Source organism: Pseudonocardia sp. EV170527-09, from assembly GCF_008369905.1.
GTDB lineage: Bacteria > Actinomycetota > Actinomycetes > Mycobacteriales > Pseudonocardiaceae > Pseudonocardia.
This window is the reverse complement of sequence record NZ_VRMC01000018.1, coordinates 38712-63587: the sequence shown is the minus strand read 5'-3', so window position 1 is coordinate 63587 and position 24876 is coordinate 38712. Positions and strand designations below refer to the sequence as shown.

Annotated in this window: 24 protein-coding genes and 1 pseudogene; 3 read left to right on the top strand and 22 right to left on the bottom strand. The window is 73.2% G+C overall.

Going from position 1 to position 24876, the window contains the following annotated elements; all coding sequences use genetic code 11:
* Positions 1–67 precede the first annotated feature (67 nt).
* Positions 68–1225 carry a TDT family transporter gene (locus tag FVA95_RS07920; RefSeq protein ID WP_149663610.1) on the top strand — a complete coding sequence of 386 codons (1158 nt, stop codon included), beginning with the start codon at positions 68–70 and terminating at the stop codon, positions 1223–1225.
* Between the two features lie 6 nt (positions 1226–1231).
* On the opposite strand, the gene FVA95_RS07915 is transcribed toward FVA95_RS07920, so the two are convergent.
* Together FVA95_RS07915 and FVA95_RS07910 are read right to left on the bottom strand one after the other, a co-directional pair.
* Positions 1232–2044, bottom strand: coding sequence for a GntR family transcriptional regulator (locus FVA95_RS07915; protein WP_238589002.1), 813 nt, complete (start codon positions 2042–2044; stop codon positions 1232–1234).
* A gap of 51 nt (positions 2045–2095) precedes the next feature.
* Positions 2096–2500, bottom strand: coding sequence for a hypothetical protein (locus FVA95_RS07910; protein WP_149663609.1), 405 nt, complete (start codon positions 2498–2500; stop codon positions 2096–2098).
* 191 nt (positions 2501–2691) lie between these two features.
* Here FVA95_RS07910 and FVA95_RS07905 point away from each other — a divergent pair, with 191 nt between their 5' ends.
* Positions 2692–3384 carry a TetR/AcrR family transcriptional regulator gene (locus FVA95_RS07905; protein ID WP_149663608.1) on the top strand — a complete coding sequence of 231 codons (693 nt, stop codon included), beginning with the start codon at positions 2692–2694 and terminating at the stop codon, positions 3382–3384.
* Here FVA95_RS07905 and FVA95_RS07900 read toward each other — a convergent pair.
* The 9 genes and pseudogenes from FVA95_RS07900 to FVA95_RS07860 all read right to left on the bottom strand — a co-directional run bounded on the left by FVA95_RS07900 (position 3381) and on the right by FVA95_RS07860 (position 11992).
* A pseudogene (locus FVA95_RS07900) lies at positions 3381–4597 on the bottom strand (NAD(P)/FAD-dependent oxidoreductase). The gene FVA95_RS07905 and the pseudogene FVA95_RS07900 sit on opposite strands and share 4 nt — an antisense overlap.
* Positions 4598–4678: 81 nt before the next feature.
* Positions 4679–4879: a ferredoxin gene (locus tag FVA95_RS07895; protein WP_370460845.1), complete on the bottom strand. Its 201-nt coding sequence runs from the start codon at positions 4877–4879 to the stop codon at positions 4679–4681.
* A complete protein-coding gene (locus FVA95_RS07890) occupies positions 4879–6222 on the bottom strand; it encodes a cytochrome P450 (protein WP_240051337.1) in 1344 nt (447 codons plus the stop codon). Before FVA95_RS07890 ends, FVA95_RS07895 begins: the two co-directional genes overlap by 1 nt.
* Positions 6223–6413: 191 nt before the next feature.
* The gene (locus tag FVA95_RS07885; protein WP_149663607.1) at positions 6414–7937 is read right to left on the bottom strand and encodes an aldehyde dehydrogenase; all 1524 of its coding nucleotides are present in this window, start codon (positions 7935–7937) and stop codon (positions 6414–6416) included.
* On the bottom strand, positions 7934–8989 hold the full coding sequence (locus FVA95_RS07880) for an alcohol dehydrogenase catalytic domain-containing protein (RefSeq protein WP_083695465.1): 1056 nt from the start codon (positions 8987–8989) through the stop codon (positions 7934–7936). Before FVA95_RS07880 ends, FVA95_RS07885 begins: the two co-directional genes overlap by 4 nt.
* A 37-nt stretch (positions 8990–9026) precedes the next feature.
* Complete coding sequence (locus tag FVA95_RS07875; protein ID WP_075308978.1) at positions 9027–9434, bottom strand: SCP2 sterol-binding domain-containing protein; 408 nt, start codon at positions 9432–9434, stop codon at positions 9027–9029.
* Positions 9435–9608: 174 nt separating this feature from the next.
* Positions 9609–11153, bottom strand: coding sequence for an acyl-CoA synthetase (locus FVA95_RS07870; protein ID WP_149663606.1), 1545 nt, complete (start codon positions 11151–11153; stop codon positions 9609–9611).
* Positions 11154–11310: 157 nt separating this feature from the next.
* Complete coding sequence (locus FVA95_RS07865; protein ID WP_149663605.1) at positions 11311–11700, bottom strand: hypothetical protein; 390 nt, start codon at positions 11698–11700, stop codon at positions 11311–11313.
* A gap of 19 nt (positions 11701–11719) precedes the next feature.
* Entirely contained in the window at positions 11720–11992 is a 273-nt protein-coding gene (locus FVA95_RS07860; protein WP_149663604.1) for a hypothetical protein, read from the bottom strand.
* A gap of 126 nt (positions 11993–12118) precedes the next feature.
* Here FVA95_RS07860 and FVA95_RS07855 point away from each other — a divergent pair, with 126 nt between their 5' ends.
* Positions 12119–13060: an ABC transporter ATP-binding protein gene (locus FVA95_RS07855; RefSeq protein WP_149663603.1), complete on the top strand. Its 942-nt coding sequence runs from the start codon at positions 12119–12121 to the stop codon at positions 13058–13060.
* A 14-nt stretch (positions 13061–13074) separates the two neighbouring features.
* On the opposite strand, the gene FVA95_RS07850 is transcribed toward FVA95_RS07855, so the two are convergent.
* From FVA95_RS07850 to FVA95_RS07800, 11 genes are read right to left on the bottom strand one after another with little or no spacing between them, the layout of a single operon-like run.
* A complete protein-coding gene (locus tag FVA95_RS07850) occupies positions 13075–13296 on the bottom strand; it encodes a hypothetical protein (RefSeq protein ID WP_149663602.1) in 222 nt (73 codons plus the stop codon).
* A complete protein-coding gene (locus FVA95_RS07845) occupies positions 13293–13931 on the bottom strand; it encodes a peptidyl-prolyl cis-trans isomerase (protein WP_149663601.1) in 639 nt (212 codons plus the stop codon). Before FVA95_RS07845 ends, FVA95_RS07850 begins: the two co-directional genes overlap by 4 nt.
* Complete coding sequence (locus FVA95_RS07840; protein WP_149663600.1) at positions 13931–14410, bottom strand: SurA N-terminal domain-containing protein; 480 nt, start codon at positions 14408–14410, stop codon at positions 13931–13933. Before FVA95_RS07840 ends, FVA95_RS07845 begins: the two co-directional genes overlap by 1 nt.
* Complete coding sequence (locus FVA95_RS07835; RefSeq protein WP_149663599.1) at positions 14410–15939, bottom strand: hypothetical protein; 1530 nt, start codon at positions 15937–15939, stop codon at positions 14410–14412. The genes FVA95_RS07840 and FVA95_RS07835 overlap by 1 nt, the downstream gene beginning before the upstream one ends.
* On the bottom strand, positions 15861–16763 hold the full coding sequence (locus FVA95_RS07830; RefSeq protein WP_149663598.1) for a hypothetical protein: 903 nt from the start codon (positions 16761–16763) through the stop codon (positions 15861–15863). Before FVA95_RS07830 ends, FVA95_RS07835 begins: the two co-directional genes overlap by 79 nt.
* The gene (locus tag FVA95_RS07825) at positions 16760–18190 is read right to left on the bottom strand and encodes an MlaD family protein (RefSeq protein WP_149663597.1); all 1431 of its coding nucleotides are present in this window, start codon (positions 18188–18190) and stop codon (positions 16760–16762) included. Before FVA95_RS07825 ends, FVA95_RS07830 begins: the two co-directional genes overlap by 4 nt.
* Before the next feature lie 15 nt (positions 18191–18205).
* Complete coding sequence (locus FVA95_RS07820) at positions 18206–19501, bottom strand: MlaD family protein (RefSeq protein WP_149663596.1); 1296 nt, start codon at positions 19499–19501, stop codon at positions 18206–18208.
* The gene (locus tag FVA95_RS07815) at positions 19501–20841 is read right to left on the bottom strand and encodes an MlaD family protein (protein WP_149663595.1); all 1341 of its coding nucleotides are present in this window, start codon (positions 20839–20841) and stop codon (positions 19501–19503) included. Before FVA95_RS07815 ends, FVA95_RS07820 begins: the two co-directional genes overlap by 1 nt.
* A complete protein-coding gene (locus FVA95_RS07810; protein WP_149663594.1) occupies positions 20838–22202 on the bottom strand; it encodes an MlaD family protein in 1365 nt (454 codons plus the stop codon). Before FVA95_RS07810 ends, FVA95_RS07815 begins: the two co-directional genes overlap by 4 nt.
* Positions 22202–23590 (bottom strand): MlaD family protein, encoded by a 1389-nt coding sequence (locus tag FVA95_RS07805; RefSeq protein WP_149663593.1) that lies wholly within the window; start codon positions 23588–23590, stop codon positions 22202–22204. The genes FVA95_RS07810 and FVA95_RS07805 overlap by 1 nt, the downstream gene beginning before the upstream one ends.
* A complete protein-coding gene (locus tag FVA95_RS07800) occupies positions 23587–24873 on the bottom strand; it encodes an MlaD family protein (RefSeq protein ID WP_193564320.1) in 1287 nt (428 codons plus the stop codon). The genes FVA95_RS07805 and FVA95_RS07800 overlap by 4 nt, the downstream gene beginning before the upstream one ends.
* Positions 24874–24876: the final 3 nt, after the last annotated feature.

Genomic DNA, 24876 nt, shown 5'->3' with positions numbered 1-24876 from the left:
CTCTGATTGTGACTCCGCAACGCCGCGGCGGGTACCGCCCGGTCGCCGACCGGCCGACCGTGGGGACATGACCACGCACCTCCGTCCCCCGGCCGTGGCCGCTCCGCCGGCGCCGCACGCGTTCGCCCGCCTCGGGCTGCTGCGCGAGCTCGACACCCCGGGCGACGCGGTCCGCTCGTTCGGGCCGAACTGGTTCGCCGCGGTGATGGGCACCGGGATCGTCGGCGGGGCCGCCGCGACGCTGCCGTTCCGCTCCCCACTGCTGACCACGTGGGCGACCGGGGTGTGGGGCCTGGCCTCGGTGCTGCTGGTGGTGCTCGTGGCCGCGACGGTGGCGCAGCGGGTGCGCTCCCCCGAGCGGGCCCGCGCGCACGCCGCGGACCCGGTGGCCGTGCAGTCCTACGGCGCGGTCGCGATGGCCTTCATGACGGTCGGCGCGGGCGCGGTCCAGTTCGGCCCTGCCGTGCTCGGCGCTCCGGCCGCGCTCGCGACGAGCGCGGTGCTGTGGCTGACCGGGACGGGGTTCGGGCTGGTCACCGCGGTCGGCGTGCCGTATCTGATGATCACCCGGCATGCGGTCGGGCCGGACGCGGTGTCCCCCGCGTGGCTGCTGCCGGTGGTGCCGCCGATGGTGTCGGCCGCGGACGGGGCGTTGCTCGTCGTGCACCTGGCGCCGGGCCAGGGCCGCACCACGCTGCTGCTCGCCTGCGTCGCGCTGTTCGGGATGAGTCTGTTCGCGACGCTGGCCCTGCTCCCGCAGATCTGGCACCGGCTCGTCGTGCACGGGGCCGGACCGGCGGCGGCCGTCCCCACCCTGTGGATCGTGCTCGGCCCGCTCGGCCAGTCGGTCACCGCGGCCGGGCTCCTGGCGAACGCCGCGCCCGGCAGCGTGCCGGAGCCGTACGCGGGCGCCGCGGCGGTGGTCGCGGTGGTCTACGGCGTCCCGGTGTGGGGGTTCGCGATGCTGTGGCTGGCGCTCGCGGCCGCGGTGACCCTGCGGACCGTCCGGCGGGGACTGCCGTTCACCCTGACCTGGTGGAGCTTCACCTTCCCGTTGGGGACCTGCGTGACCGGGACGAACCTGCTGGTGGAACGGCTGGGGACGCCGGCGCTCGCCGCCGTCGCGACGGCGCTGTACGTGCTGCTGGTGGCGGCCTGGCTCGTCGTCGGTGCCCGGACCGTGCACGGTGCGCTCGTCCGGGGGAACCTGCTCGCCACCGCGTAGGGGCGTTCAGCGACGCGGGTCGCTGCGGTCGGGGTCCTTGAGCAGGTCGAGCTGGTAGCCGTCGCGGGTGGAGAAGTCGGCCCGCAGCACGAAGCGGTCCCCGCGCACCAGCGTGCGGCGCCACTCGACGGGGCGCCCCTTCGCGCTGCCGAGCCGGGACACCGAGAACGCGGCGGTCGACGGACTCCCGCCCAGCAGCCGGTGTTCGGCGGGGGTGGGCAGGATCGGCGCGATGGTCTCGTGGCCGCCGGTGAGCACCACGCCGCACAGCTCGGCGTAGCGCTGGTAGAGGGCGACCCCGGTGAAGTCGGCGTGCAGCAGCGGCGCGGCCAGGTCGTGCGGGAGCCACACCCGGTCCAGCGCGAGCGGCTCGCCACCGGCCAGCCGCAGCCGTTCCAGGTGCACCAGCGGTGTCGACTCCTCCAGGCCGAGCCGCGCCGCGACGACGCCGTCGGCGCGGACGTCCAGGGAGCGCACGACGCTGCGCTGCTCCAGGCCCATGGCCCGGACGGACTCGTGGATGCTGTACAGCGCGCCCAGGCGCTGGGCGGTCTCGACCGGCGCCGCCTGCCGCGACGGCCGGCCCCGCGTCCCGACGACGCGGCCCTCGTCGCGCAGCACCTTCACCGCCTGGCGGACGGTGTGCCTGCTGACGCCGTACTCCCGGCCCAGGGCGAGCTCGCCGGGGAAGCCGTGGGTGAACGCGTCGGAGTCCAAGCGGCGGCGCAGGTCCTCGAGCAGCTGCTCCCAGAGCAGCCGCCCCGGCTCGCGACGGAGCACGGCGGGTCCGGGGACCGGTCCCGACTCGGCGTCACGCACCCCGCTGAATGTACGGACCGGGCACGCGGACGGGCGATCCCGACCGACGGGTCAGCGGAGCGACCAGGTGCAGGAGCCGGTGAGGACGACCGACTCGCCGTCGAGGATCCGGGCGGCGGCCGGGCCGTGCAGGACCCCGCGGGACACCTCGGTGCCGTCCACGCCGGTGCGCGTGTAGCCGCACTCCCGGCCCGGGGTCGGACCGTCGGTGGCCCAGGTGCCCGGTGCGAGGTCGAGACCGGCGCGGTACACGCCCTCGGTCGCCTCCCGCGCCGGGACGGGCGCGGCCTGGTGGACGGTCGTCGCCTCGGCACGGTCGTCGCCGTTCACGAACGCCCCGCCCAGCAGCACCACCGGCACGACCAGCGCCAGCAGCAGCCACGGCCACAGCACGGTGCGCTGACCCGCCGCGGCGCGCTCCGCGTAGTACCGCCCGTACGGTCCGGTGCCGTCCATCCACCCGCCTCACGTCCGACGTCACTCTGGTGATCGAAGCGGATACCCGAGAGTGTTACGTCCCGTCCCACGATGTGAGCGGACGAGTGTCGTCGTCGATCATCGACACCCCCTCGGGTGACGGACCCCGGGGTCGGGTGGAGCAGCACGTACGGCCGTCCGTCACGCCGCCGAGGGCTACCCTCCCCGACATGGCTTCCCCCGCGGGCGGACCGCACTCGCCCCGCCCCCGCCGCACGCAGGACGAACGCCGGGCCAGCAGCCGGGCCATCATCCTCGCGGCCGCCCTCGACGAGCTGTACGAACACGGCCACGCGCACTCGACGACCGTGACCGTGCAGCGGCGCGCGGGGGTGTCGCGCGGGCGGCTGCTGCACCACTTCCCGAGCCGGGAGTCACTGCTCATCGCGGCCGCGCAGCACCTGGCCGCCGAGCGGATCGCCGACATGGAGCAGTGGGTGGTGGACTCGGAGTACGGGGGGACCACCGGCACGGCCCGCTGTGAGCGGGCCGTGGAGCTGCTGTGGGGCACGTTCATGCAGCCGTACTTCTGGGCGTCGATGGAGCTGTGGGTCGCGGCCCGCACCAACGACGACATCCGTGCCGAGCTGCTCCCCGCGGAGCGGCGCCTCGGCACCGCGGTGGCCCACGTGGTCGCGACGCTGTTCGGCCCCGCGCTGTCCAGCCACCCGGCCTTCGACGAGTGCCGCGAGCTGCTGTTCACCAGCATGCGCGGGGTCGCGATGACCTACGCCATCAACCCCCGCGACCACGAGACCGAGCCGCATCTCGCGAGCTGGAAACGCCTGGCCCGCCGGATGCTCGAGGTCGACGACGGCGATCCCGCGGACGCCTCGGGTCAGTACGGCCAGCGGAACGGCTAGCCGACGCCGGCGAACTCCAGCGCCTCGGCCCAGCTCGCGCGCTTCGAGATCAGCCGCTTGTACTTCATGATCTGGGTGGGCCGGTCGATCGTGATCGTCCCGACCAGCCGGTCGCCGCGCCGGTAGAGCGCGAGGAAGCGGTCGTCGCCCTGCTCGGAGGACACCACCCGGATCTCGTCGGCGGCGGGCCGGCCGACGAACTGGATCCGACTGGAGTACCAGTCCGACCAGAAGTACGGCACGGTGCCGAGCTCGGTGGCGTTCGCCGGGTCCAGCGCGTTCCTGGCGGCCACCGCGCCCTGCTCGGCGGCGGTGGTCCAGTGCTCCAGGCGCATGACCTCGCCGTCGAACAGGTGGTTCGGGAAGTGCACCACGTCGCCCGCGGCGTACACCCCGTCGGCGGCACGCAGCGTGGCGTCGGCGACCACGCCGCGGTCGCGTTCGTTCAGCTCGATTCCCGAGCCCTCCAGCCAGCCGGTGCACGGGGACACCCCGATCCCGACGACGACCAGGTCCGCCGGGACGACCTCGCCCGACCCCAGGCGGACCCCGGTGACCGCGCCGCCGGAGGACTCCAGCCCGTCGACGGTCTCTCCGCAGCGCAGGTCGGTGCCGTGCGCGCGGTGCAGGTCGGCGCAGGCCTTGCCCATGTCCTCGCCGACCGAGCGGACCAGCGGGACCGGCAGGGTCTCCACGATCGTCGCGGGCAGGCCGCGCTTGCGCGCCGAGCTCGCGACCTCCGAGCCGATGAAGCCCGCACCGATGACGACGGTGCGGGCACCCGCGTCCAGCGCGGAGCGGACGGCGAGCGCGTCGTCCCAGGTCCGCAGCGCGTGCACCCCGGCGAGGCCCTCGGTGCCGGGCAGCGTCCGCGCCGCCCCACCGGTCGCGACGACCAGCGCGTCGTAGCCCAGCTCGGCGCCGTCGCCGAGCCCGACCAGCCTCGCCGCGGTGTCCAGCGAGGTCGCCGGGACGCCGAGGCGCAGCTCCACCCCCAGCTCGTCGCGCAGGTGTGCTCCTCGGTCCGGAACCGCGGGTCGGCCGGCTCCTCGCCGGTGTCGTCGAGGAAGGCCTTCGACAACGGCGGGCGGTCGTAGGGCAGGTGCCGCTCGGCCCCGACGAGGGTCACGGTGCCCTGGTGGCCGGCCTTGCGGGCCGCCTCGACGGCCCGGATGCCGGCCAGCGACGCACCGACGACGACGAGGTGCTCCACGGTGTGCTCCTCCGGAGAAGGGAGTGGGGACGCCAGGAGTGGCGGTCTCCCGGCGTCCCCGCGGTGAGGGGGTGTGTGCGGTCAGCTCTCGACGAGGCGCAGCGCCTCGGTCGGGCAGGAGGCGATCGCCGCCTCGCAGGCCGCCCGGCGCTCCTCGGCCGGGGTGGCGTCCAGCACCGCGAGCGAACCGTCGTCGCGGACCTCGAAGAGCTCCGGTGCCTCGGCCTCGCACAGGCCCAGGCCGCTGCACTTGCCCTCGTCGAGCTCGATACGCAGACCCATCACTTCTCCAGGGAGAATCGGAACGGCATGCGCTTCACCCCGCGCATGAAGTTGGTGCCCAGCAGCTCGGGCTCGCCGACCTCGAACTGCGGGATGCGGAACAGCAGCTCGCGGAACAGCGCCTTGAGCATGGACTTCGCGAGCTGGTTGCCCAGGCAGAAGTGCACGCCGCCGCCGCCGAAGCCGGTGTGCGCCTTCGCGTTCTCCCGGGAGAGGTCGAACTTCTCCGGGGCGTCGAAGACCTTCTCGTCCATGCAGCCCGACGGGTAGAACATGACGACCTTGTCGCCGGGGACGATCTTCTTGCCGCCCAGCTCGGTCTCGACGACCGCGGTGCGGCGGAAGGTCATGACCGGGCAGGCGTACCGGACGAACTCCTCGATCGCGTTGTTGATCCGGCCGTCGAAGTCCTCCATGAGCCACTGCTTCTGCTCGGGGAAGTGGGTGAAGGCGCGGACGGTGAACGCCGAGGTGTGCCGGGTGGTGTCGGTGCCGGCGACCGCCATGAGCACGAAGAACGAGCCGATCTCGAACTCGTCGAGCTTCTGGCCGTCGACCTCGGCGTTGATCAGCGAGGTGATCAGGTCGTCGGACGGCTCTGCGGTCTTCAGCTCGATGAGCTCGGTGGCGATGTCGTGCAGGTTGGTCGCGGCCTGCACCTGCACCTCGTCGGCGGCGCGGCCGGCGAGGACCTCGTCGTCGGCCCAGGCGACGATGTCGGCAGCGTTCTTCTCTGTGGCCTCGCGCAGGTGCTCGGGGACGCCCATGATGTCGCAGAAGATGCGGGTGGGGAGCACCTTCGCGACCCGCTGCACGAAGTCGATCTCGCCGGAGGGCTCGGCGACGACGTCGTCGATGATCTCCTTCGCGGCCAGCGCGATCCGGTCGTCGATCAGCCTGATCTGCTTGGGCGTGAACGCCGAGGCGACGAGCTTGCGGAGCCGGTCGTGCTTGGGGTTGTCCATCGCGAGGAAGGACTGGGTCAGCTCGAGGAAGATCGGCGGGAGCAGGTCGAACAGCACACCCTGCCCGGAGATGTAGGTGTCGTTGTCCCGGCTGACCGTGACGATGTCGGCGTGGCTGACCACCGCCCAGTAGCCGGGGTCGTCGGGGTCGGGGGTGACGGCGTCGTCGACCGGACGCTGCCAGGAGACCGGCTGTTCGCGGCGCAGGACCTTGAAGGTCTCCTCACGCTGCTCCGAGGTCTGGTTCCAGAACGCCTTGGTGGAGATGTCGATCGGGTAGTGCTCGGGCTTGCCCTCGCTGGTGGCCGGGATCATGTCCACGGCATCCGGGTCGTACATCTCCGACTCGAAGTCGGTGGCGTCGAAGGTGGCGGTCATCGGATCTCCTCCGAGCCCGGCGGGGTGCTCCGCGGGCGGAAAGCTGGTGACACGGGGTCACTGACGAGTGTGCGGAGAGACGTGGGGACGGACGTCTCCCCGGGAGGGGGAGGTCGTACCCCCATCGGGAGAGGCGGCCCCGTCCCCCGGTGAGGGGGTACCGGGGGACGGGGCCGATGGCGGGGCAGGCCTCAGTCGTCGGCGTGGCTCAGCAGGACGTCGTACGGACGCGCCTCGCGGGTGCCGGACAGGTCGAGGTGGACGTTCTTCTCCTCGACGTAGGGGTCCAGCGCGCGCGGGCCGAGCTCACGGCCGACGCCGGACTGCTTGTACCCGCCGAACGGCACCTCGCAGTTGATCTGGTGCGCGTCGTTGATCCAGACCGAGCCGGCCTTGATCTTCTCGGCGACGTCCAGGGCCCGGGAGTTGTCCCGGCTCCACACCGACGACGCCAGCCCGTACTGCGTGTCGTTGGCCAGGGCGACGCCCTCGGCCTCCGAGCCGTAGCGGATGACCGACAGCACCGGACCGAAGATCTCCTCGCGGGCGATCCGCATGTCGTTGCGGACGCCGGTGAAGATGGTCGGCTGGATCCAGTGACCGCCCTCGTAGCCCTCGACGTGGGCCTCGTCGCCACCCAGAACGGCGGTGGCGCCCTCGTCCTTGCCGGACCGGATCAGCTCGAGGATCCGGTCCTTCTGCTTCGCCGAGACGACCGGGCCCATGTCGGTCTCCCAGTCCCGGGTGTCCCCGAGCCGGATGGTGGACGCGCGGGCGACCATGCGCTCCACGAACTCGTCGTGCAGCGAGTCCGGCAGCAGCAGCCGGGTCATCGACTCGCAGATCTGGCCGGAGTACAGCATGCAGCCGTAGAGCACCCCGTCGACGGCGATGTCGAGGTCGGCGTCGTCGAGGACCAGCGCCGGCGACTTGCCGCCGAGCTCCAGGGTCACGGCCTTGACCGTGCCGGAGGCCAGGCGCATGATCTCGCGTCCGACGTCGGTGGACCCGGTGAAGCCGATCTTGCCGACGCCCGGGTGGCTGGCCAGGCGCGCGCCGGCGTCCGGGCCGGGGCCCGGGACGACGTTGAACACGCCCGGCGGCAGCCCGCACTCCTCGGCGATGGCCGCGAACTCCAGCGCCGACAGCGGGGTCTTCTCGTCCGGCTTGAGGATCACCGAGTTGCCGACGGCCAGGGCCGGGGCGAACTTCCACAGGCTCAGCAGCAGCGGGAAGTTCCACGGTGCGATCGCGCCGACCACGCCGATCGGCTCCTTGCGGAGCGTCGACTGGCCGAGCACCGGGAACGTGGCCCGCGGCATGGGCGTCTCGAACTCGTAGCGCTCCGCCAGTCCGGCGAAGTACTCCAGGTGAGGGGCGCAGTAGCCGATGTGGAAGCCGGTGGCCTGACGCACGGTGGCGCCGTTGGCCATGATCTCCAGCTCGACCATCTCGTCGAGCCGCTCGCCGAGCCGGTCGGCGATCGCGCGCATCACCGAGGCACGGTGCGCCGGGGTGGCTCGCGACCAGCCGCCGTCCTCGAAGGCGGCCTGGGCCGCGTCGACGGCCGCGTCGATCACCGACGCGCCACCGGAGGCCGCGGTGGCGACCAGCTCACCGTTCTGCGGGTCACGGATCTCGAGACGGTCGTTCGAGTCCACGTCCTCGCCACCGATCCGCATCGGGAAGTGGCGGACGGTCGTCCCGGCGGTCATGCGGTCGGGTCCAGGACGATCTTGGTGGCTTCGCGCTCCTCGAACATCCGGTACGCCTCGGTCGCCTGCGACATCGGCATGCGGTGCGAGATGAACCGGCTCGGGTCGAGCTTGCCCGCCGCGATGAGCGCCAGCGTCTCGTCCATGTAGTTCGTGATGTTCGCGACGCCCTGGGCGATGGTGACGCCCTTCAGGTACAGGTCGCCGAAGGGCAGCTCGATGCTGTCCTCGGTGTACACACCGGGGATCGAGATCGCGCCACCGGAGCGGACCAGGGTGCAGGCCGACAGCAGCGCCGACGGGTGCCCGACGGCGTCGATCACGACGTCGGCGCCCCGCCAGTCGGTGAGGTCCTGCACGGCGTCGGCCGGGTCGGTCTCGTCGGCGTTCACCGGGACGGCACCGATGGCCTCCGCCTCCTTGAGGCGGGCCGGGACCTTGTCCACCACGATCGTCTGCGCGGCGCCGAGCACGTTCGCCGACATCGCGGCGCACAGCCCGACCGGGCCGGCACCGACCACCGCGACGGTGTCGCCGGGCTGGATGAACTTGCGGACGGCCTCGTAGCCGGTCGCCATGATGTCGCCGACGAACAGTTTGTCCTCGTCGTTGCCCTTGCCCTCGTCGGAGAGCTTGCGCAGCGTGCGGTCGGCGTTCGGCACGATCACGTACTCGGCCTGGCCGCCGGACAGGCTGCCGAAGGTCACCCCGAGCCCGAAGATCATCGTGCCGAAGCACTGGCCCGGCCGGTTGCGGCGGCAGTTGTAGCAGTTGCCGCAGCTCACGACGCAGGAGGCGACGGCGCGGTCGCCCTCGGAGACGAGGTTGACCGCGGATCCGACGGCCTCGACGGTGCCGAGGAACTCGTGGCCGAGCACCACGTCGTCCTCGATCACGATGCGCCCCTCGTAGGGGTGCAGGTCGGTCCCGCAGATCGCCGTGAGGTCGACCCGTAGCAGGACGTCACCGGGGTCGGTGATCTCCGGCTTCGGGACCTCCATGACCTCGATCTTGTGCGGCTCGCGGAGCACGACCGCCTTCATGGTCGCCATCGGATCGGCGTCCTTCCTCTGCTCTGGGACGGGGCGGTCAGGCGTTCGCGGTCGCGTCCTTCTCGGCGACCAGCTCGCGGTACATCGGGAACATCGGTTTGGTCAGCGGGACCAGCTTCAGGATCTTGTTGACCGGGCCCTTGGCCTTGACCTCGCCCTTGGCGAGACCGACGGCGAGGTTGTACTCGCCGCGCCAGAACTTGTCGCCGGTGTCGGCGCGCATCATCAGGGTGATGTCGGCCTTGTCGTCGTCGGCGCCGGTGTGGACCTCCATCGCCGGCTCACGCATCTTGACCCACATCTCGGTGTCCGGGTCGGTGTAGAGCACGCGGAGGTTGATGCCGGCGGCACGCATCTTCGGGCCGGACTCGGGGTGGTCGTTGGCCGCGCGGAAGACGCCGCCGATGTAGGTGTCGACCTCGTTGCTGTCGGCGAAGAAGCCCATGGTGATCTCCTCGTTGAGTGCAGGGGCAGACGTCCGGGGGCCGGGCGCTGCCGTCGGATCAGATGGTGGCCGGGGAGCGAGGGGGGTCACATCGCTCCCCGGGGGGTGGTTCCGTACTCCCTACGGAGGCACGGTGTGAGACCGGCTGCCCCGGGGAGTGACCGCCGTGGGCCGTCAGGCGGTGGCCGGCTCCGTGTACCGCGCGCGTAGCTCGCCCTTGACGAGCTTGCCGGTGGCGCTGCGGGGCAGCTCGTGGGTGAAGTCCACGCTGCGCGGGACCTTGTAGCGGGCGATCCGCTCGCGGACGAACTCGAGGAGCTCGGCCGCCAGCTCGGGCGAGCCCTCGACGCCGTCGGGGGTCTGCACGACCGCCTTGACCTGCTCGCCCATCTCCGGGTCCGGCACGCCGATGACGGCGACGTCGTAGACCTCGGGGTGCAGGGTGAGGACGTCCTCGACCTCCTGCGGGTAGATGTTCACCCCACCGGAGATGATCATGAATGCCTTGCGGTCGGTGAGGAACAGGAAGCCGTCGGGGTCGAGGTAGCCGACGTCGCCGGTGGTGGACCAGTTGTCGTGCTCGGGGTGGCGGCCGGCACGGGTCTTCTCCGGGTCGTCGTGGTACTCGAACGGCGGTATGTCGCGCTCGAAGTAGACGGTGCCGACCTCACCGGTCGGCAGCTCGCGGCCGTCGTCGTCGCAGACGTGGATGACGCCGAGGCCTGCCTTGCCGACCGAGCCGGGCTTGTCCGCCCACGCCGCCGGGTCGATGAAGGTGACACCGTTGCCCTCGGTCGAGGAGTAGTACTCGTACAGGACCGGGCCCCACCAGTCGATCATCTTCTGCTTGACGTCGACCGGGCACGGCGCGGCGGCGTGCACGGCCACCCGCAGCGAGGAGACGTCGTAGGACGTCCGGACGGCGTCGGGGAGCTTGAGCATCCGGACGAACATCGTCGGGACGAACTGGCCGTGGGTCACCCGGTGGTGCGCGATGTGCGCCAGCGCGGCCTCGGCGTCGAACTTCTGCGCCATCACCACGGTCCCGCCGAGGGCGTGCACGATGCCGCCGAAGCGCAGCGGCGCAGCGTGGTACACCGGCGCCGGCGAGTAGTAGACGGTGCCCTCACCGAAGCCGTACATCGGGCCGAACACCGCGGTGTAGAGGTCACCGGGCTCGTCGACCTGGATCGTCGGCAGCGCGGGCTTGATGCCCTTGGGGCGTCCGGTGGTGCCCGAGGAGTAGAGCATGTCCGCGCCGCGGGGCTGCTCGGGCAGCGGCCCGTCGGCGGCGAGCTCCATCGCGGCGCCGAGGGACTCGTGGCCCTCGACCGCTCCCCCGAAAGCGAAGCGGCGCTCCACGCCGGGGGTCCGCTCCACGAGCGCCTCGGCGAGCTCGCGCTTCGCGGCCGAGACGAACAGCACCCGGGCACCGCAGTCGTTCACGATGTAGGCGGCCTCGTCCGCGGCGAGGTGGTGGTTGATGCCGGTGATGTACAGGCCCGATCGCATCGCCGCCCAGTAGATCTCGAAGACCTCGGGGGCGTTGTCGGAGAGGAAGGCGACGTGGTCGCCGCGGCGCAGCCCGGCGTCGCGCAGGACGTGGGCGATCCGGCGCGAGCGGTCGTCGAGCTCGGCATAGGTCGTGGTGGCGCCGGTCTCGGGCTGGACCACGGCCGGGTGGTCGGGCCGGGTGCGCGCATGGGTCCCTGGGAACACGAGCTGCTCTCCCCTTCGAGAGTGGGTGGAGCGGCGCCGGGCGGGGCCCGCCGTCGCAGCCCGCATCGTGTCGGCACGCTGTGTGACCCGACATCCCTCCCGAGAGGGTGGTTCCTCCCCCGCTCGGGTGCGGCGCCGTCGCCGGCCGGCCGCGTCGTCACACGGTGCGGCGGTCCCGGTTCCGGCCCGCGAGATGCCCGGCGATCGCGCCCATGACCACGGCGGTGAGCAGGGTGAGGACGAGCTGGGTCGGGTCGAGCCCACCGGTGCCGAGCACCACCAGCGGCAGCACGAGCAGGTACCCGGCGACGGCCGCGCCGGCGCCGTGCACCCGCGGGTCGACGGCGTCGCCGATCCGGTAGCCCGCCAGCACGAACGCGACGACCGCGGTGATGATCAGCCAGGCCGGCCCGACGACCGGGAGCTGCGAGCCCAGCGGCGCGGCGAGCCCGCCGATCACGAGCACGCTGAACGCCAGCGAGGCGCCGCGGACCAGGCTGACCCAGTCCACGCGGTCGGAGAACCAGTCGAACCCCGGGACGGCCACGAGGTCTCCCTTCGGTCGCTCAGCGCAGGTGTCGCAGCGCGGAGGGCGTCAGCAGCGGGACGGTCCCGACCACCAGCAGGGCCATCGCCGGGATCGTCTCCCAGCGCCCCGCCACGGCGAGGAGCACCACCGACACAACGGACAGGACGACCGCGGGGTAACGGGCGACGCGGCGGTGCAGCGCCAAGGCGGCGTCCGCCGCGAGGAGCAGCACCGCGGTCGGCATCCACGCGGCGGCCGACAGGACGAGGGCCCACGGCATCGTGGACCGGCTCCGCACCTGCTCGATCATGCCCGCAGGCCAGGGGGACCGCCCGGGCGTACGACCCCCTCCGCGCGCAGGGACACCCACTACGGGAGAGGGAGTCACCACGGCCGGGAGACGAGCCTCCGGAGCCCGGGGGCGTCCACTGGTGCGATGACGGGTCCCGTGTCCGGCGGCAGGCCGCCCCGCGGGCCTGCGGTCGACTTCACCGACGTGACGACGATGATCGACGACACCCCGGTGCTGTTCCGGCTCGGGCTGCACCTGGCGCCCGGCACCGTGACGGTGCTGATGGGCCCGTCCGGCTCGGGCAAGACCACCCTGGTGCGCCACCTCGCCGGGCTCGTCGCGCCGGGCCGGGGCACCGTCACCGTCGGCGGTGTCGACGTGCACGCGGCCGGCGAGACCGAGCTGCGACGCCTGCGCCGCGGCATGAGCGTGCTGTTCGGCGGCCCGTCGGTGTTCGAGTCGTCGCTGTTCGGATCCCTGTCGGCCTACGACAACCTGACCTACGCCCTCGAGGGCCGCGGTCTGTCCGCGGAGCGGGTCGAGCGCGTCGCGATGCACCGGCTGCGCGAGATGCGGCTGCACGACCGGGCCGACGCGCTCCCCGCGGAGCTGCCGGCCCACGGACGCAAGCGGCTCGCGATCGCCCGCACCCTCGCCGTGGAGGCGCCGGTCCTGGTCCTCGACGAGCTGGAGACCGGGCTGGACGCCGCGCACGCGGACACGCTGGTCGCGGCGGTCCGCGAGCAGCAGGAGCGGTCGGGGGCGACGGTGCTGGTCACCACGCACGACGTCGCGCTGGCCCGGGAGCTTGCCGACGTCGTCGCGATCCTGTGCCACGGCCGGATCGTGGCCTGCGGGCCGCCCTCGGAGCTGCTGCACGGCGTCGACCCCGCCTCCGACCTCGACCACCGCTTCCGGATCTCGGACCTCCTCGGCCCGCCCGACCCGGACGCGACCCGCGCCGAGCTGGAGGGGCCGCGCCGGCGCTCCCGGACCGTCGAGCTCGACCCGAGGCTGGTGGTGCCCGCGCTGGTGGTGCTGGCGCTGGTCACCTCGTACTGCCTGTTCCTGCTGCTGACCCGCTGATGACCCGCTGAGCCTCACAGCAGCGGTGCCAGCACCCCGACCAGGACGAACGCGACGCCGACCACGAGGCAGGCCGTGGCACCGCGGCGGATGACCGCCACCCGGTGCCGCTGCAGCTCGGCGGGCATCCCCGGGACGGCGCCGAGGCCCGCCGCGTGCCGGCGTCCCGCCCACCCCATGAGGGCGAGCAGGACGCCGAGACCCGCGAAGGTCAGGACGGTCCAGGCGGGACTCACCCGCCGCCGCCCGTCGCGGGCGGGACCGTCTGCGGCGTGCCCGAGGGCAGTCCCGGGCCCGCACCGGTGGGCGCGGTGTCCGGGTCGGCGGGGCGGTAGTCGTCGGCGTAGCGGACGTCGCCGTTCGCCAGCGAATCGGTCATCCACTGACCCCAGAGGCTGATCCGGCGGTCGAACAGCACCAGCTCGCGGAGTCGGTCCTTGACCTGGTCGAAGTTCGCCGGGACGCCCGGGGTCACCGCCCCTGACCGGCCGACGTTCCAGCCGAACTGGTTCTGCACCGGGCCGAACACCTGGCCGGCCGGGCCGCCGAAGGCGGCCTTCGCGTAGTCGGGCTGTAGCTGGTCGGCGCTGATCGGGCCCAGTGCGCCGCCGTTCGCGCGGGTGGCGTTGTCGATCGTGGTGGCCCGCGCGACGGTCGCGAAGTCGGCGCCGCCCCGCAGGTCGGCCGCGATCTTGTCGGCGGCCTCCTTGCTGGCGACGACGATGTTGGACAGCTCGCGCTTCTCCGGGGTCCCGAGCCGCTGGGCGTAGCGCGGGAACTCGGCACGCAGGTCGTCGTCGGTGACGGTCACGTCCTTGGTGACCTTGTCGAACAGCTCCCCGACGACCATCTGCTGACGGACCTCGTTCATCACCTTGTCCTCGTGGTGCCGACGTTGCCGAGGACCTTCACGAAGTCGTCGCGCGCACCGGGGCCGTTGCCGAGCTGCTGGGTGATGTACTGGTCGAGGGTCTGGCGGACCTTCGCGTCCGCGACGCCGACGCCCAGCTCGGTCGCCCGGTCCTCCAGCACCATGCTCAGCGCGACGGCCTTGGCCGCGTCGCGGCGGAAGCCGTCCATCTTCACCGGGTCCTCGACCGGCGGCTGGACGCCGTAGAGCGCACGCAGGGTCTGCACCCGGTCGTCGAGGTCGGTGACGGTCACGACCCGGTCGCCGACGGCCAGCGCCGCGCCGTCGGGGACCTGCTGCATCTTCCACCAGACCCCGCCGCCGACCCCGGCGACGAGAGCGAGGACGAGGACTCCCGCCACGATCCGGCCGGTCCAGGTGGTCCGGACCCGGTCGAGGGCGGCGCCGGCGATCCACGCCAGTGTGGACTTGACTCGCATCACATCACTCCAACGAGCTTCTCCCGGGCGGGGGTACTCCGCGCGGGTTCGGCCGTGCCGTGCGCGGGCGGGAACGCCCGCACCACGACCCGTGCGGCCAGGTAGGATAGCCGTACGGACAAGGCCAGGAGCAGCCCGAACTCGCGCATGAGTGCGAGGTCGGACAACGCCAGCACGGCGAACCCGGTGCCCGAGGTGAGGGCGGCGAGGGTCACCGCGGTCCGCAGGCGCGGGTCGCGTGTGCGGACGGCGTCGCAGGTCATCACGGTGAACTCGCAGCCGACGGCGGCGGTGAGCGACCCGAGCGCGACGGTGAGCGGGTTCAGCGGGATGCCGAACCCCCAGAGCAGGAACAGGTTCGCGCCGGTCGCCAGCACGGCGGCCAGTGCGGCGCGCAGCGCGTCGCGCCGGTGCCGCAGCCCGACCCCGAGCACCAGCGCCGCGGCGACCAGACCGGCGGTGCCGGCGAGGTAGCGGTCGGTGGAGACGAGCTCGTAGCCCTGCACCGCGACGGCGGGCAGCCCGGAGACCTCGGCGACGAAGCCGGGCGGGGCCGAGGGCAGCTCGGCGGTGATCGCGTCGGTCAGCTCGCGGAGCCGGTCGAGGTCGTCGAGCCGGACACCGAAGGACAGCACCGCGACCTGGCCGTCGGGCCGCAGCACCGCGCCGGTGAGGTACGGCGGCAGCAGCCGGACACCGGCCCGGATCTGCTCCTGGTCCGGGGTGGGGCCGAGGAACGACAGCAGCGTGGGCGCCGAGAGCGCGGGCCGCGCCTGGTCGCCGTGCAGCCGCACGATCGACTGCTGGGCCGTCGTCATCCACGTCCACGCCTGCGGGGTGAGCACGTCGCCCTTCCCGTCGGTGGACCGCAGGACGACCGCGAGCTCGCCGCCGGAGCCCAGGATCTGCTCGACCCGGGTGGCGTCGGAGACGGCGGGCAGCCCGGCCGACAACGCGTCGACGCTGGTCTGCAGGGGCAGGAAGGGAAGCGTGGCCCAGCCGCCGACCGCGACCAGCCCGGCCAGCACGACGGCGACCAGCCGCGACCGGCCAGGGCGGGCCACCGGCCCGGCACCGGGCTCGGCCGGCGCGTCGGTGCCCGTCGTCGCGCCGGGGTCGGCGGGCCGGTCCGGGCCGGCCCAGCCACCGGGCCGGTAGACGAACCAGCCCAGCGCCACCGCGAACGCGACGCCCAGGGCCAGGGTCGACCCGAGGTCCCGCACGAACGGCAGCGGCGAGAGCAGCAGCGCACCGAACCCGGCCGCCGTCCCCGCCGCGACGACGACGACCGTGCGTGGCCGTGCCCCGCGGGCGAAGTAGGTCGGGTAGTAGCTGCCCAGCCCCACCAGGACCGGCAGGAACGCGACCACTCCGAGCGAGACGGGGCGGCCGATCCAGCCCAGCACAGCCAGCGTCGCCGCGGTCGCGGCGAGGGTCACCGCGAGCGGGATCAACCGTCGCCGCCGCCGGGTCCAGGGCACCAGGAACAGGCAGAGCCCGATCGCGACGACCGCGACCGCGCCCAGCACCGGCGCCTCCCGGTCCACCGCGACGCCGAGCGAGGCGGTGATGGCCGGACGCCGGAGACGGTGGCCTCGGCGGGCAGCTGCGCCCGGGCGACGGTGTCGTTCACCGCGGCGACGAGCTGCTCGGTCCCGGCCTGGTCGAGCCCCTCGCGGGGACGGACCAGGACGGCCAGCGATCGGTTGTCGGGCACGACGTAGCGCCACTGCGGGCGCGGCTCACCGCCCGAACCCATGATCGAGTGGTCGATGAAGCGCTGGTTGCGCAGGGTCGGCAGCCCCACCGGCAGGCCCTGCACGATCAGCGGGCCGTACCGGGCGTCGAACGCCGCGACGGCGGCGTTCGCGGCAGCGGCCGGGTCCTCGCCGCGCTTCCGAGCGGTGATCGCCGCGGCGCGCTGCAGCCCGTCGCGACGGCCGGTGAGCTCGGCGAGCAGCTTCTGCGACTGCGACGCCAGCTGGTTCAGCGTCGTCGCCGGGCCGTAGACCGAGGCGACGTCGGGCAGCTGCGACAGCTGCCCCTCGAGACCGAGGACGTGCGGCAGCACGTCCCGGTCGAGCAGGCCGGGGGCCTGCGGGGCGCGCAGCAGCACGACGATCGGGTCGCCGCCGAAGGAGCGGGCGAGCTCGGTGTAGCGCTGCACCGACGGGTCCGACGACGGCAGGAACGACTCGACCCCGGTCTCGACCTTCACCCGGGACACGCCGGCGGCGGTCAGCGCCACCAGGGCCAGCAGCACGATCCAGACCAGGGCGGAACGCCCCGACGGGCGCGACGCCGCGGATGCGGCGCCACGCCCGTCGAGGGTCGTGCGGAGGCGGCGGATCATCCGCCGAGCCCCAGGAGTCCACCACCGGACGGCGCCGGCGCCGGGGGCTGGTCGCCCTCGGCGGCCTCCCCCGTGGGCTGCGGCCCGACGGTGGGGGCCGGCCCGGGCGGCGGCGACTGGTTCGCCGGCCCGGGATCGGCCACCTGCGGCGGGGGCGCGTCGTCCTGCGGGTTGTTCTGCGTGCCCGGCCGCGGGTACGGGTTGTTGTCGTCCAGCGGCGGGATCCCGTTGAGCGGGACGGGGCTGCCCGCGAACGACTGGGCGTGGAACACCAGCATCACGCGCAGGAGCGTGCCGTTGGCGTCGCCGCGCGACACCGCCTCACCGAAGTTGGTGAAGAACTGGTAGATGTCGCCGCCGTAGGGCTTCAGGTACTCCAGCATCGGGTTGAGCTGGAGCAGCGCCCGGTCGGCCTCGGGCAGCAGCGCCCGCAGGTCGTCGGAGAACTGCGGGACCTTGTCCAGGGTGACCGGGGCCTTGCCCAGTGTCGCGTCGAGCGAGGGCAGCAGCCCCCGCAGGTCGCGGGTGGTCGCCGGGAGCTCGTTCAGCGCCGCGTCGAGGGCGGGCGCCGCCCGGTCCAGGTTCGCCGCGACCGGGCCGAGCCCACCGGCGAGCCGGGACAGGTCGTCGCTGGCGTCGTGGGCGGCCTTCAGCGTCGGCGGCAGCTCCCGGACGGTGTTCTCCAGGTCGGTGCGGCTGTTCGCGGTGACCTCGGTGACCAGGTTGGCGTCGGTCACCAGGTCGGCGATGCGGCCGCGCTGCACGTCCAGCGCGGCGAGCACCGCGGCGGTGTTCTGCGAGAGCTGCTCGAGGTCCTTCGACTGCGCGGCGAGCGCGTCCAGGGCGGTGCCGCCCTCGCGGCCGAGCCGGCCGAGGCCGGCCAGCGCCCCGTCGACTCCCGCCTGGGTGTCCTTCGTGGCCGCACCCAGCGACTGCAGGGTGGCGGCCAGCGCGACGCGGCGGTCGTCGGGCAGCGTCCGGATCAGGTCGTCGAGCAGGACGGCGGACTGCACGGCGCCGTCGGGGAGCCGGCTGCCGTCGGGCAGCTCGGCACCGCGGCCGTCGACGAGGGACACGTAGGTCTCCTCGACCAGCGTCTTCGAGTTGATGCGGCCGGTGACGCCCTCGTGCAGCGGGATGGCGTTCTCGTCGGTCAGGTTGACGACCACCTCGGCGCGCCCGTCCGGGGTCGCCTCGACGGTCAGGACCTTGCCGACCTTCACCCCGTTCAGGGTGACGTCGGACTGCGGGACCAGGTTGTTGACCTTGTCGACGTGGAACGACGTCGTGTACTGCTCCTGGGTGTAGCCGGGCACGTAGCCGCCGACCGAGGTCCAGAAGAACAGGAACACGAACGCCGACGCCGCGGTGAAGGCGAGCAGGATCGTCGTCCTGATCGCGGGGAGCGCGGAGTGGGGGATCTTCATCCGGGGGTCACCTCCTTACCGGGGCGTCTGGGAGAGCTCGTCGGCGCCGGGCGCCGGGATGGTGGTCGGGCCGAACTGGAGCAGACCGCGCAGGATGCCGCCGTTGGCGTCGCGCAGGCTGGTGACCGACGACGTCTGGTAGACGAAGGCGTTCAGGTCCGGCAGGTACTGCTGGAGGCCCGCGGTGACCGGGTCGAGCCGGCCGGAGATCTCCTTCAGCGCGGGCAGCGTCCCGTTCAGGTCGTTCACGAACGGGCGCAGGTCCGCCGCGACCGGCTTGAGCTTCTCGGCGACCGGCCGGGCCTTGTCCACGGTGGTGTGGAGCGTGTCGACGGTGTCGGTCAGCCGGTCCAGCGCGCCCGGCAGCTGCTCCGAGGCGGCCCGGACGTTGTCCAGGGTCGGGTCGAGCTGGTCGGAGAGCTGCTGGACATTGCCGGTGGCCGCACCCAGGTTGTCGACGACGCCGGGCAGCTGGTTCAGCGAGTCACGCAGGGCCTGGCTCTGCGCGGACACCGTCCTCAGCGTGGTCGACAGCGAGTTCGCCAGGGCGGTGAGCCGCTTCTCGTCGCCGCCGACGGCGGTGGAGAGTTGGCCGATCGAGGTGACCAGGCGGGCCAGGTTGTCGCGGCGCCGGTCGAGCTGGTCGACGACCGGCTTGAGCCGGTCGACCACCTCGGTGGTGGCACGCACGCCCTGCGGGAGGTCCTGGGGCGCCGTCGCGAGGGCGACGTCGGACGCCTCCAGCAGCGACTGCACCGCGGCGAGCGCGTTCTGGTCCAGGTGGGCCAGTGCCGCGTCGATCTGCACCGGCGGCTTGGCGTTGGCGACGGGGAGCACGCCGTAGTCGTCGAGGACCTTGCCGGCGGGGGTGCCGGGGTCCATCTCGATGTACATCTCGTTGAGCGGGCTCTTCGGCCGCAGGACCACGGTGGCGTTGTCGTAGACGGGGCCGTCGTAGTCGTCGCGGTCGATCGCCAGGAGCACCCGGGCGGTGCCCTCCGGCGTGAGCTCGGAGGAGCGGATGTCGCCGACCGGGACGCCGGACATCCGGACCTCCTGGCCACGGCCGGGGGCGAGCGCCGGGGTCTCGGAGAAGGTCGCGTAGACCATCCGCTCGTTCGCCCACGGCGGCACGAACCGCTGCTGGGACAGGATGTAGCCCCCGCAGACCAGGCCGAGCACCATCACGACGCCGAGGGCGATCACGTTCCGGCCCAGACCGGGCTCGTTGCGGACGCGGTCCAGGCCGGACCGGAACCTGGCCCGGAACCCGCGGGGGGCCTCCGGCGCAGGTGTGGGAGTTGCCGCCATCACCGACCACCCGTCCCGTGGAAGATCTGCTGGAACATGTTCTCCAGGCTCACCGAGCCCAGGCCGGGCACGGTGCCGAGGCCGGGCCCGGGGTGGAAGGACACCGCGTGCCCGTTGGGGTCGACGTAGGCGCCGGTCCTGCTGAGGTTCGAGAACATGTGACCGACCTCGTCCTTGAGCGGGATACCGCGGCTGTCGACCGCGGAGTACGGGCCCTCGCCGACGAACGGGGTGTTCAGCGAGTCGAGGACCGGTCCGCCCAGTCGCTCGAGTGGCACCGGCAGGTCGTCGAGGACCCGCGTCGCGCCCTCGCTGGCCGGGACCAGGCCCTCGACCAGCGGGCGGGCATCGACCAGCGCCGCGCGCAGGTCGGACACCAGCGGGCGGGCGTCGGCCAGCACCGGCTCGGCACGGCCCAGGAGCTCGTCCAGCTCCCGGACGGTGGGCCGGGCCGGGCCCGCGGTGTCGCGCAGCTTGTCCAGCGACACGTTCAGCCGCTTCAGGCCGGCGTCGGTGGTGTCGAGGACGCCGGGCAGTCTGGAGACCGCGTCGGCGACCGGACCGGAGGTCTCGGCCAGGACCTGCGTGGTGTCCTGCAGGTTCGCGACGATGCCGTCCAGCTGTCCCGGCTCGCGGTTCAGCGTGCCGGTGGTGCGCTGCAGGCCCCGCACGACCTCGGTCAGGTCCTTCTCCGGCTGGGTGCCGCGCAGCGACTCGACGACCCCGGCGGCCGGGCCGAGGGTCTCCGGCGCCGTGGCGAGGAGCTCGTGGAGCGCCTCGTTGCCGCCGGCGTTGCCGAGGGTCTCGTCGAACTGGGTGACCGCGGCCTTCGCGCCCTCGAGGGCGTCGGGCTGGAGGCGCTCGGCGACGTCGTCGACCTCGGTGGGGAGCCGGGTGCGGTCCACCGGGATCTGCTCGGTCCACTCCGCGGAGCGGTCACCGCCCGGGACGAGGTCGATGTAGAACAGGCCGGAAAGCAGGGTGGTGGGTCGCAGCCGTGCCGACGGCTGGTCGCCGACGGTGTCCACGACCTCCGGGTCGACGACGACGGTCACGATCGCACCGCCGTCGGACGCCGGGTCGACCGAGCTCACGACACCGGAGTCGACACCGGCGACCTTCACCTTCGAGACGTCCTCGAAGAGGAACTGGTTCGCGGTGAAGTGCACGGTGCGGGTCGAGGCGCCGGTCAGCTTCATGAGCAGCGTCGTGACCTGCGGCTTGAGCAGGCCCAGGACCAGCGACAGCAGCATGATCCCGATGACCGCGAGAGCGGCCACCCAGAGCGGGAGCCGTCGGCGCAGCCGTGGCGTGCCGGTGCCCTGTGCGGGGGCGGTCATCGGTTACCTCCCAGAAGGCCGCCGCCGGCGGCGCTGTCGCCCTGGCCGGGCTGCTCCTGGGGCGTCCGGTTGGACGGGCCCGGGGCGGGCAGCAGGCCCAGCGATGCGTCGTTCGGTGCCTGGCCGGGGGCCGGGTACGGATTGCTCGCCGCGGTCGGGTCGGGCAGACCCGCCGCCCCGACGAAGGACTCCGGCCGGACCATCAGGGTGAACCGCAGGTGGTGGCCCGCGGCGTCGCCGTCGGACAGACCGGACGAGGCGCTGGTGAACCACTGCGCGATCTCCGGCGCGTAGGGCGCCAGGACCTGCAGCGGGGTGTTCGCGAAGCCGACTCCCTGGGTCACCTTCGGCGCGACGGGGCGCGCGTCGGCGACGGCGGGGGTCAGCGAGCCGAGCGCGGGCTCGGCCGAGTCGGAGACGCCGGGCAGCTTGTCCAGCGGCTGCGGGGCCTCGACCAGCACGCCCCGCAGGTCCGGGGTGGCGTCGCCGAGCGAACGGGTCCCGGTCTGCAGCTGCGTCATCGCCGAGTTCGTCGACGCCAGCGGCTGCTGCAGGTCCTCCAGGGCCTTGCGGGCGGCCGGCAGCGCCTCGGGGGCGATGTCGAGGGTGTCCCCCAGCGCCGTGCCCTTGTCCGCGTCGATCGCCGCGAACGTGGTGTCGAGCTGCCCGACCAGCGAGGAGATCTCCTGCTCCCGGCCGGCGAAGCGCGAGGACAGGCTCTCCAGCGACTGCAGCATCCCGGTCAGGTCGCGGCCGCCGTCGACCGACAGCGACCGGGCGGTCGTACCGAGCGAGGGCAGGATCTGCGGACCGGCCTTCGCCACGTCCGCCAGGTCCTGGCCGTGTCCGGCCGCACCGTTGCCGAGCTGCGCCAACGCGGAGCGGGTGGAGTCCCGGGTGGCCGGGTCGAAGACCGTGGCCAGGTCCAGCAGCTGCACCGCACCGCGGGAGCGCTGGACCGGGAGCACGTCGTCCTCGCCGAGGACGCCGGCCTGCTCGGTGCCGATGTCGAGGTCCAGGTACTGCTGACCGAGACCGGACCGGCCGGTCACCGCGGCCGAGCCGTCCTTGAAGACCTTCGTGGCGGCGTCGTCGAGCTGCATCCGGACCTGCGGGACGCCGTCGGCGAGGGTGATGTCGTCGACGCGTCCGACGCGGACCTGGCCGACCCGGACGTCGTTGCCGACGGCGAGGTCACCGGTGTCCGAGACGGCCGCGGTGCGGAACTCGTGCTGGGCGAAGGGCAGACCCTTCTGGGCGGTCAGCGCGACGTAGAGGAAGAACCCCGCCGCGACGAACATCAGCAGGCCGATCACACCGGATCGGAAGCGCGCGCCGCGCTTGGGCTTGGCACTCGCCATCACTGGCCTCCCAGCAGGGTTCCGAGCGCGCCCTGCTCCTGCTCCGGGCTGAGCCCGGTGGCGCTGCTCTCGGGGGTGGGCTGGCTCTGCAGCAGGGTGTTGGAGTCCTGGCCCGGCTGGGCCGCGGTCCCCGGTCCCGGCTGGGACGGGGCGGGCTCGTTCACCTGCGGGTTCGGGCTGGCGTCCGGTCCGGGCGCGGGTGCGGAGTCCGGCACGCCGCCCGGCAGGAAACCGGTGACCGGGTCGCCGTTGAGCACGTAGCTGGCCCGGAAGTAGTGGGACAGCCCGTCCTTCTGGTTGGTGGTCAGCGCCCAGTTCCGGATGAAGCCGAGCACGTTGCCGAGGTTCCCGTTGAGCTCCCGGACGATCGGCTCGGCACCGGTGACCGTGCGCTGCAGGTCCGGGCCCGCGGCCCGGAGCTCCGCGGCGACCGGCCGGGCCTGGTCGAGCAGCTCGCTCGCCCGGTCCAGGACCGGGTCGGCCGATGCCAGCGCCGGGTCCGCCGAGTCGGCGAAGCGCTGCAGCTCGCGGCTGATGTCCACCAGGTTGTCGGTGGTCGGCCGCAGGTTGCCCAGGGTGACCGCGGTGGACTGCGCCGTGCCGGCGAGCTCGCCGAGGGTGGCGCGGGCCGCGGCCAGGGTGCCGGGGAGCTCCTGCAGGGTGCCGCGCAGCTGCGCGTCGCGGGCGGCGGTGGTGTCGAGCAGCGACGTGGTCGAGGCGACCAGGCCGTCGAGCCGCCTGCCCTGGTCGACGGCGAGTGCACCGGTGACCGGCTCGACCTGGTCGATGACCCGGCCGAGCAGCTCGTTCTGGTCGGCCAGGACGCCGACGAGCTGGTGGGTGTCCTTCATGGCCGGGGCGAGCGCGGCGAGGGTCTTCCGGATGTTCTCGCCGTTGTTCGCGGTGCCCTGGCCCAGCGTGGTGACCAGTGCGGCGAGCGCACCCGCCGTCGGGTCGTCCAGGGTGTCGAGGATGTTCTGCAGGTCGGCCTCCTGGCCGGTCCGCTCCACCCCGATGGGCTGGTTCATGGGCAGCTCGGGCGAGCCCGGGGTGCCGGTGTTCAGGTTGAGGAAGCGCTCCCCGAGCAGCGACACCGGGGCGACGGTCACCTTCGCGTCGGCGTGGATCGGCAGGGCGCGGGCGTCGACACGCAGCGGGACCTCGGCGACCTTGCGCTGCGGGTCGAACTGGAGCTGCCCGACCTGCCCGACCGTGACGCCGTTGATCTTGACCTGCTGGCCGGCGAGGATCGGGCTGACGTCGGCGAACTCCGCGATCAGGATCCGGCCGGACTCGGCGTTGGAGAGGCCGGCGGCGGCACCGGTGCCCGCGAGCAGCGCGACCAGGCCGACGGCGAGGATCCGCCAGCGGGAGACTCCGAGGCTCATCGCGGACCCTCCCCGCTGGCGTCACCGAGCTGCGGCAGCAGCGGGGCGCCGGGCCCCTGCTCCCCGTTGCCCGAGGTCTGGTCGGCGGAGCCAGGGGCCGGGTTCAGGTTCGGGACGATCCCCGGCGGCGTGACGCCCGGCGGGTAGATGACCGGCGTGGCGGGGCCGGCCTGCGCGAAGATCCGCATGTAACGGCCGTTCGAGTCGAAGTTCTGCGCGGCGGATCCCCAGGTGGAGAGGAATCCGACGACATCGGGGGTGTAGGGGCGCAGCGCCTCGAGCACCGGCGCGTAGCCGCCCGCGGTCTCGGCGAGGCCCGGCAGCGCCCGGTTCGACGAGTCGAGGAGGCCGGGGGTGCGGTCGAGCAGCGCCGAGGCCGCCTCGAGCGTGGGCTTGAGGTCGGCGACCAGCGGCCGCAGGTCCTGCAGCAGCGGGGCGAGCTGCTCGGACACGCCGGGCAGCTTCTCGGTCGCCGGGCGCAGGTCCTCCAGCAGCGGCAGGGCCTCGTCGGTGACGCCGGGGACCTTGTTCAGGGTGCCCTGGGCGGTGCGCAGCGTCGGGGGCAGCTTGGCCAGCGCGGAGCGGAGCTGCTCGCGCTGGGCGGCCGTCGCCCGGGCGCTGGTGCCCAGCTCGTCGACCACCGAGCCGAGGTCCTGCTGGCGCCTGGCCAGGGTGTCCACCGTGCCGTTGAGGTCGGTGACCAGCTTGGAGATCGCCGGACCGTCGGTGCCGATGCCGCGCAGCACGTTGCCGACCGCGGCGAGCGCCGGTCCGGCGGTGTCGACGGTGGCGTTGAGGTCCTGCTCGTGCCCGGTGACCGTGTTCTGCAGGGTGCCGACCAGGCTGGTCAGCCGCGCCCGGGTGGGCTCGTCGAGGGCGGCGAGCACGTCCGCGACCTCGGTCGGCTTCGGGAAGTCGCCCTGCACCATGCCGCCGCTCGGGATCTCGGCGTAGTCCTTGGGGCCGTCCTGCACGAACAGCAGGCGCTCACCGACGACGGCCTTCCACTGCACGTGGACGAACGCGCCGGCGTGCAGCGGGGCCAGTCCGTCGTCGACGGTGAAGTCGACGACCGCGTGGCCCTCCTCGGGCCGCACGGACCGGATCTCGCCCGCCTGGAAGCCGTCGATGTAGATCGGTGCGCCGGGGATGAGGTTGGGGTTGCCGGCGGGCAGGACCGCGCTGACCGTGTACGGCTGCGTGCCGCCGACGGCGACGAACACACCGCCGACCACGAGCAGCGCCACCAGACCGGCGGCGATCTTGCCGAGGAGTCCGCTCATCGC

Excerpts from the sequence above, each read along its gene's own strand:
- FVA95_RS07920 (WP_149663610.1), top strand. The coding sequence starts at position 68 with ATGACCACGCACCTCCGTCCCCCGGCCGTGGCCGCTCCGCCGGCGCCG.
- FVA95_RS07910 (WP_149663609.1), bottom strand. The coding sequence starts at position 2,500 with ATGGACGGCACCGGACCGTACGGGCGGTACTACGCGGAGCGCGCCGCG.
- FVA95_RS07905 (WP_149663608.1), top strand. The coding sequence starts at position 2,692 with ATGGCTTCCCCCGCGGGCGGACCGCACTCGCCCCGCCCCCGCCGCACG.
- FVA95_RS07895 (WP_370460845.1), bottom strand. The coding sequence starts at position 4,879 with ATGGGTCTGCGTATCGAGCTCGACGAGGGCAAGTGCAGCGGCCTGGGC.
- FVA95_RS07890 (WP_240051337.1), bottom strand. The coding sequence starts at position 6,222 with ATGACCGCCACCTTCGACGCCACCGACTTCGAGTCGGAGATGTACGAC.
- FVA95_RS07885 (WP_149663607.1), bottom strand. The coding sequence starts at position 7,937 with ATGACCGCCGGGACGACCGTCCGCCACTTCCCGATGCGGATCGGTGGC.
- FVA95_RS07880 (WP_083695465.1), bottom strand. The coding sequence starts at position 8,989 with ATGGCGACCATGAAGGCGGTCGTGCTCCGCGAGCCGCACAAGATCGAG.
- FVA95_RS07875 (WP_075308978.1), bottom strand. The coding sequence starts at position 9,434 with ATGGGCTTCTTCGCCGACAGCAACGAGGTCGACACCTACATCGGCGGC.
- FVA95_RS07860 (WP_149663604.1), bottom strand. The coding sequence starts at position 11,992 with ATGATCGAGCAGGTGCGGAGCCGGTCCACGATGCCGTGGGCCCTCGTC.
- FVA95_RS07855 (WP_149663603.1), top strand. The coding sequence starts at position 12,119 with ATGACGGGTCCCGTGTCCGGCGGCAGGCCGCCCCGCGGGCCTGCGGTC.
- FVA95_RS07845 (WP_149663601.1), bottom strand. The coding sequence starts at position 13,931 with ATGAACGAGGTCCGTCAGCAGATGGTCGTCGGGGAGCTGTTCGACAAG.
- FVA95_RS07840 (WP_149663600.1), bottom strand. The coding sequence starts at position 14,410 with ATGCGAGTCAAGTCCACACTGGCGTGGATCGCCGGCGCCGCCCTCGAC.
- FVA95_RS07830 (WP_149663598.1), bottom strand. The coding sequence starts at position 16,763 with ATGATCCGCCGCCTCCGCACGACCCTCGACGGGCGTGGCGCCGCATCC.
- FVA95_RS07825 (WP_149663597.1), bottom strand. The coding sequence starts at position 18,190 with ATGAAGATCCCCCACTCCGCGCTCCCCGCGATCAGGACGACGATCCTG.
- FVA95_RS07820 (WP_149663596.1), bottom strand. The coding sequence starts at position 19,501 with ATGGCGGCAACTCCCACACCTGCGCCGGAGGCCCCCCGCGGGTTCCGG.
- FVA95_RS07815 (WP_149663595.1), bottom strand. The coding sequence starts at position 20,841 with ATGACCGCCCCCGCACAGGGCACCGGCACGCCACGGCTGCGCCGACGG.
- FVA95_RS07810 (WP_149663594.1), bottom strand. The coding sequence starts at position 22,202 with ATGGCGAGTGCCAAGCCCAAGCGCGGCGCGCGCTTCCGATCCGGTGTG.
- FVA95_RS07805 (WP_149663593.1), bottom strand. The coding sequence starts at position 23,590 with ATGAGCCTCGGAGTCTCCCGCTGGCGGATCCTCGCCGTCGGCCTGGTC.
- FVA95_RS07800 (WP_193564320.1), bottom strand. The coding sequence starts at position 24,873 with ATGAGCGGACTCCTCGGCAAGATCGCCGCCGGTCTGGTGGCGCTGCTC.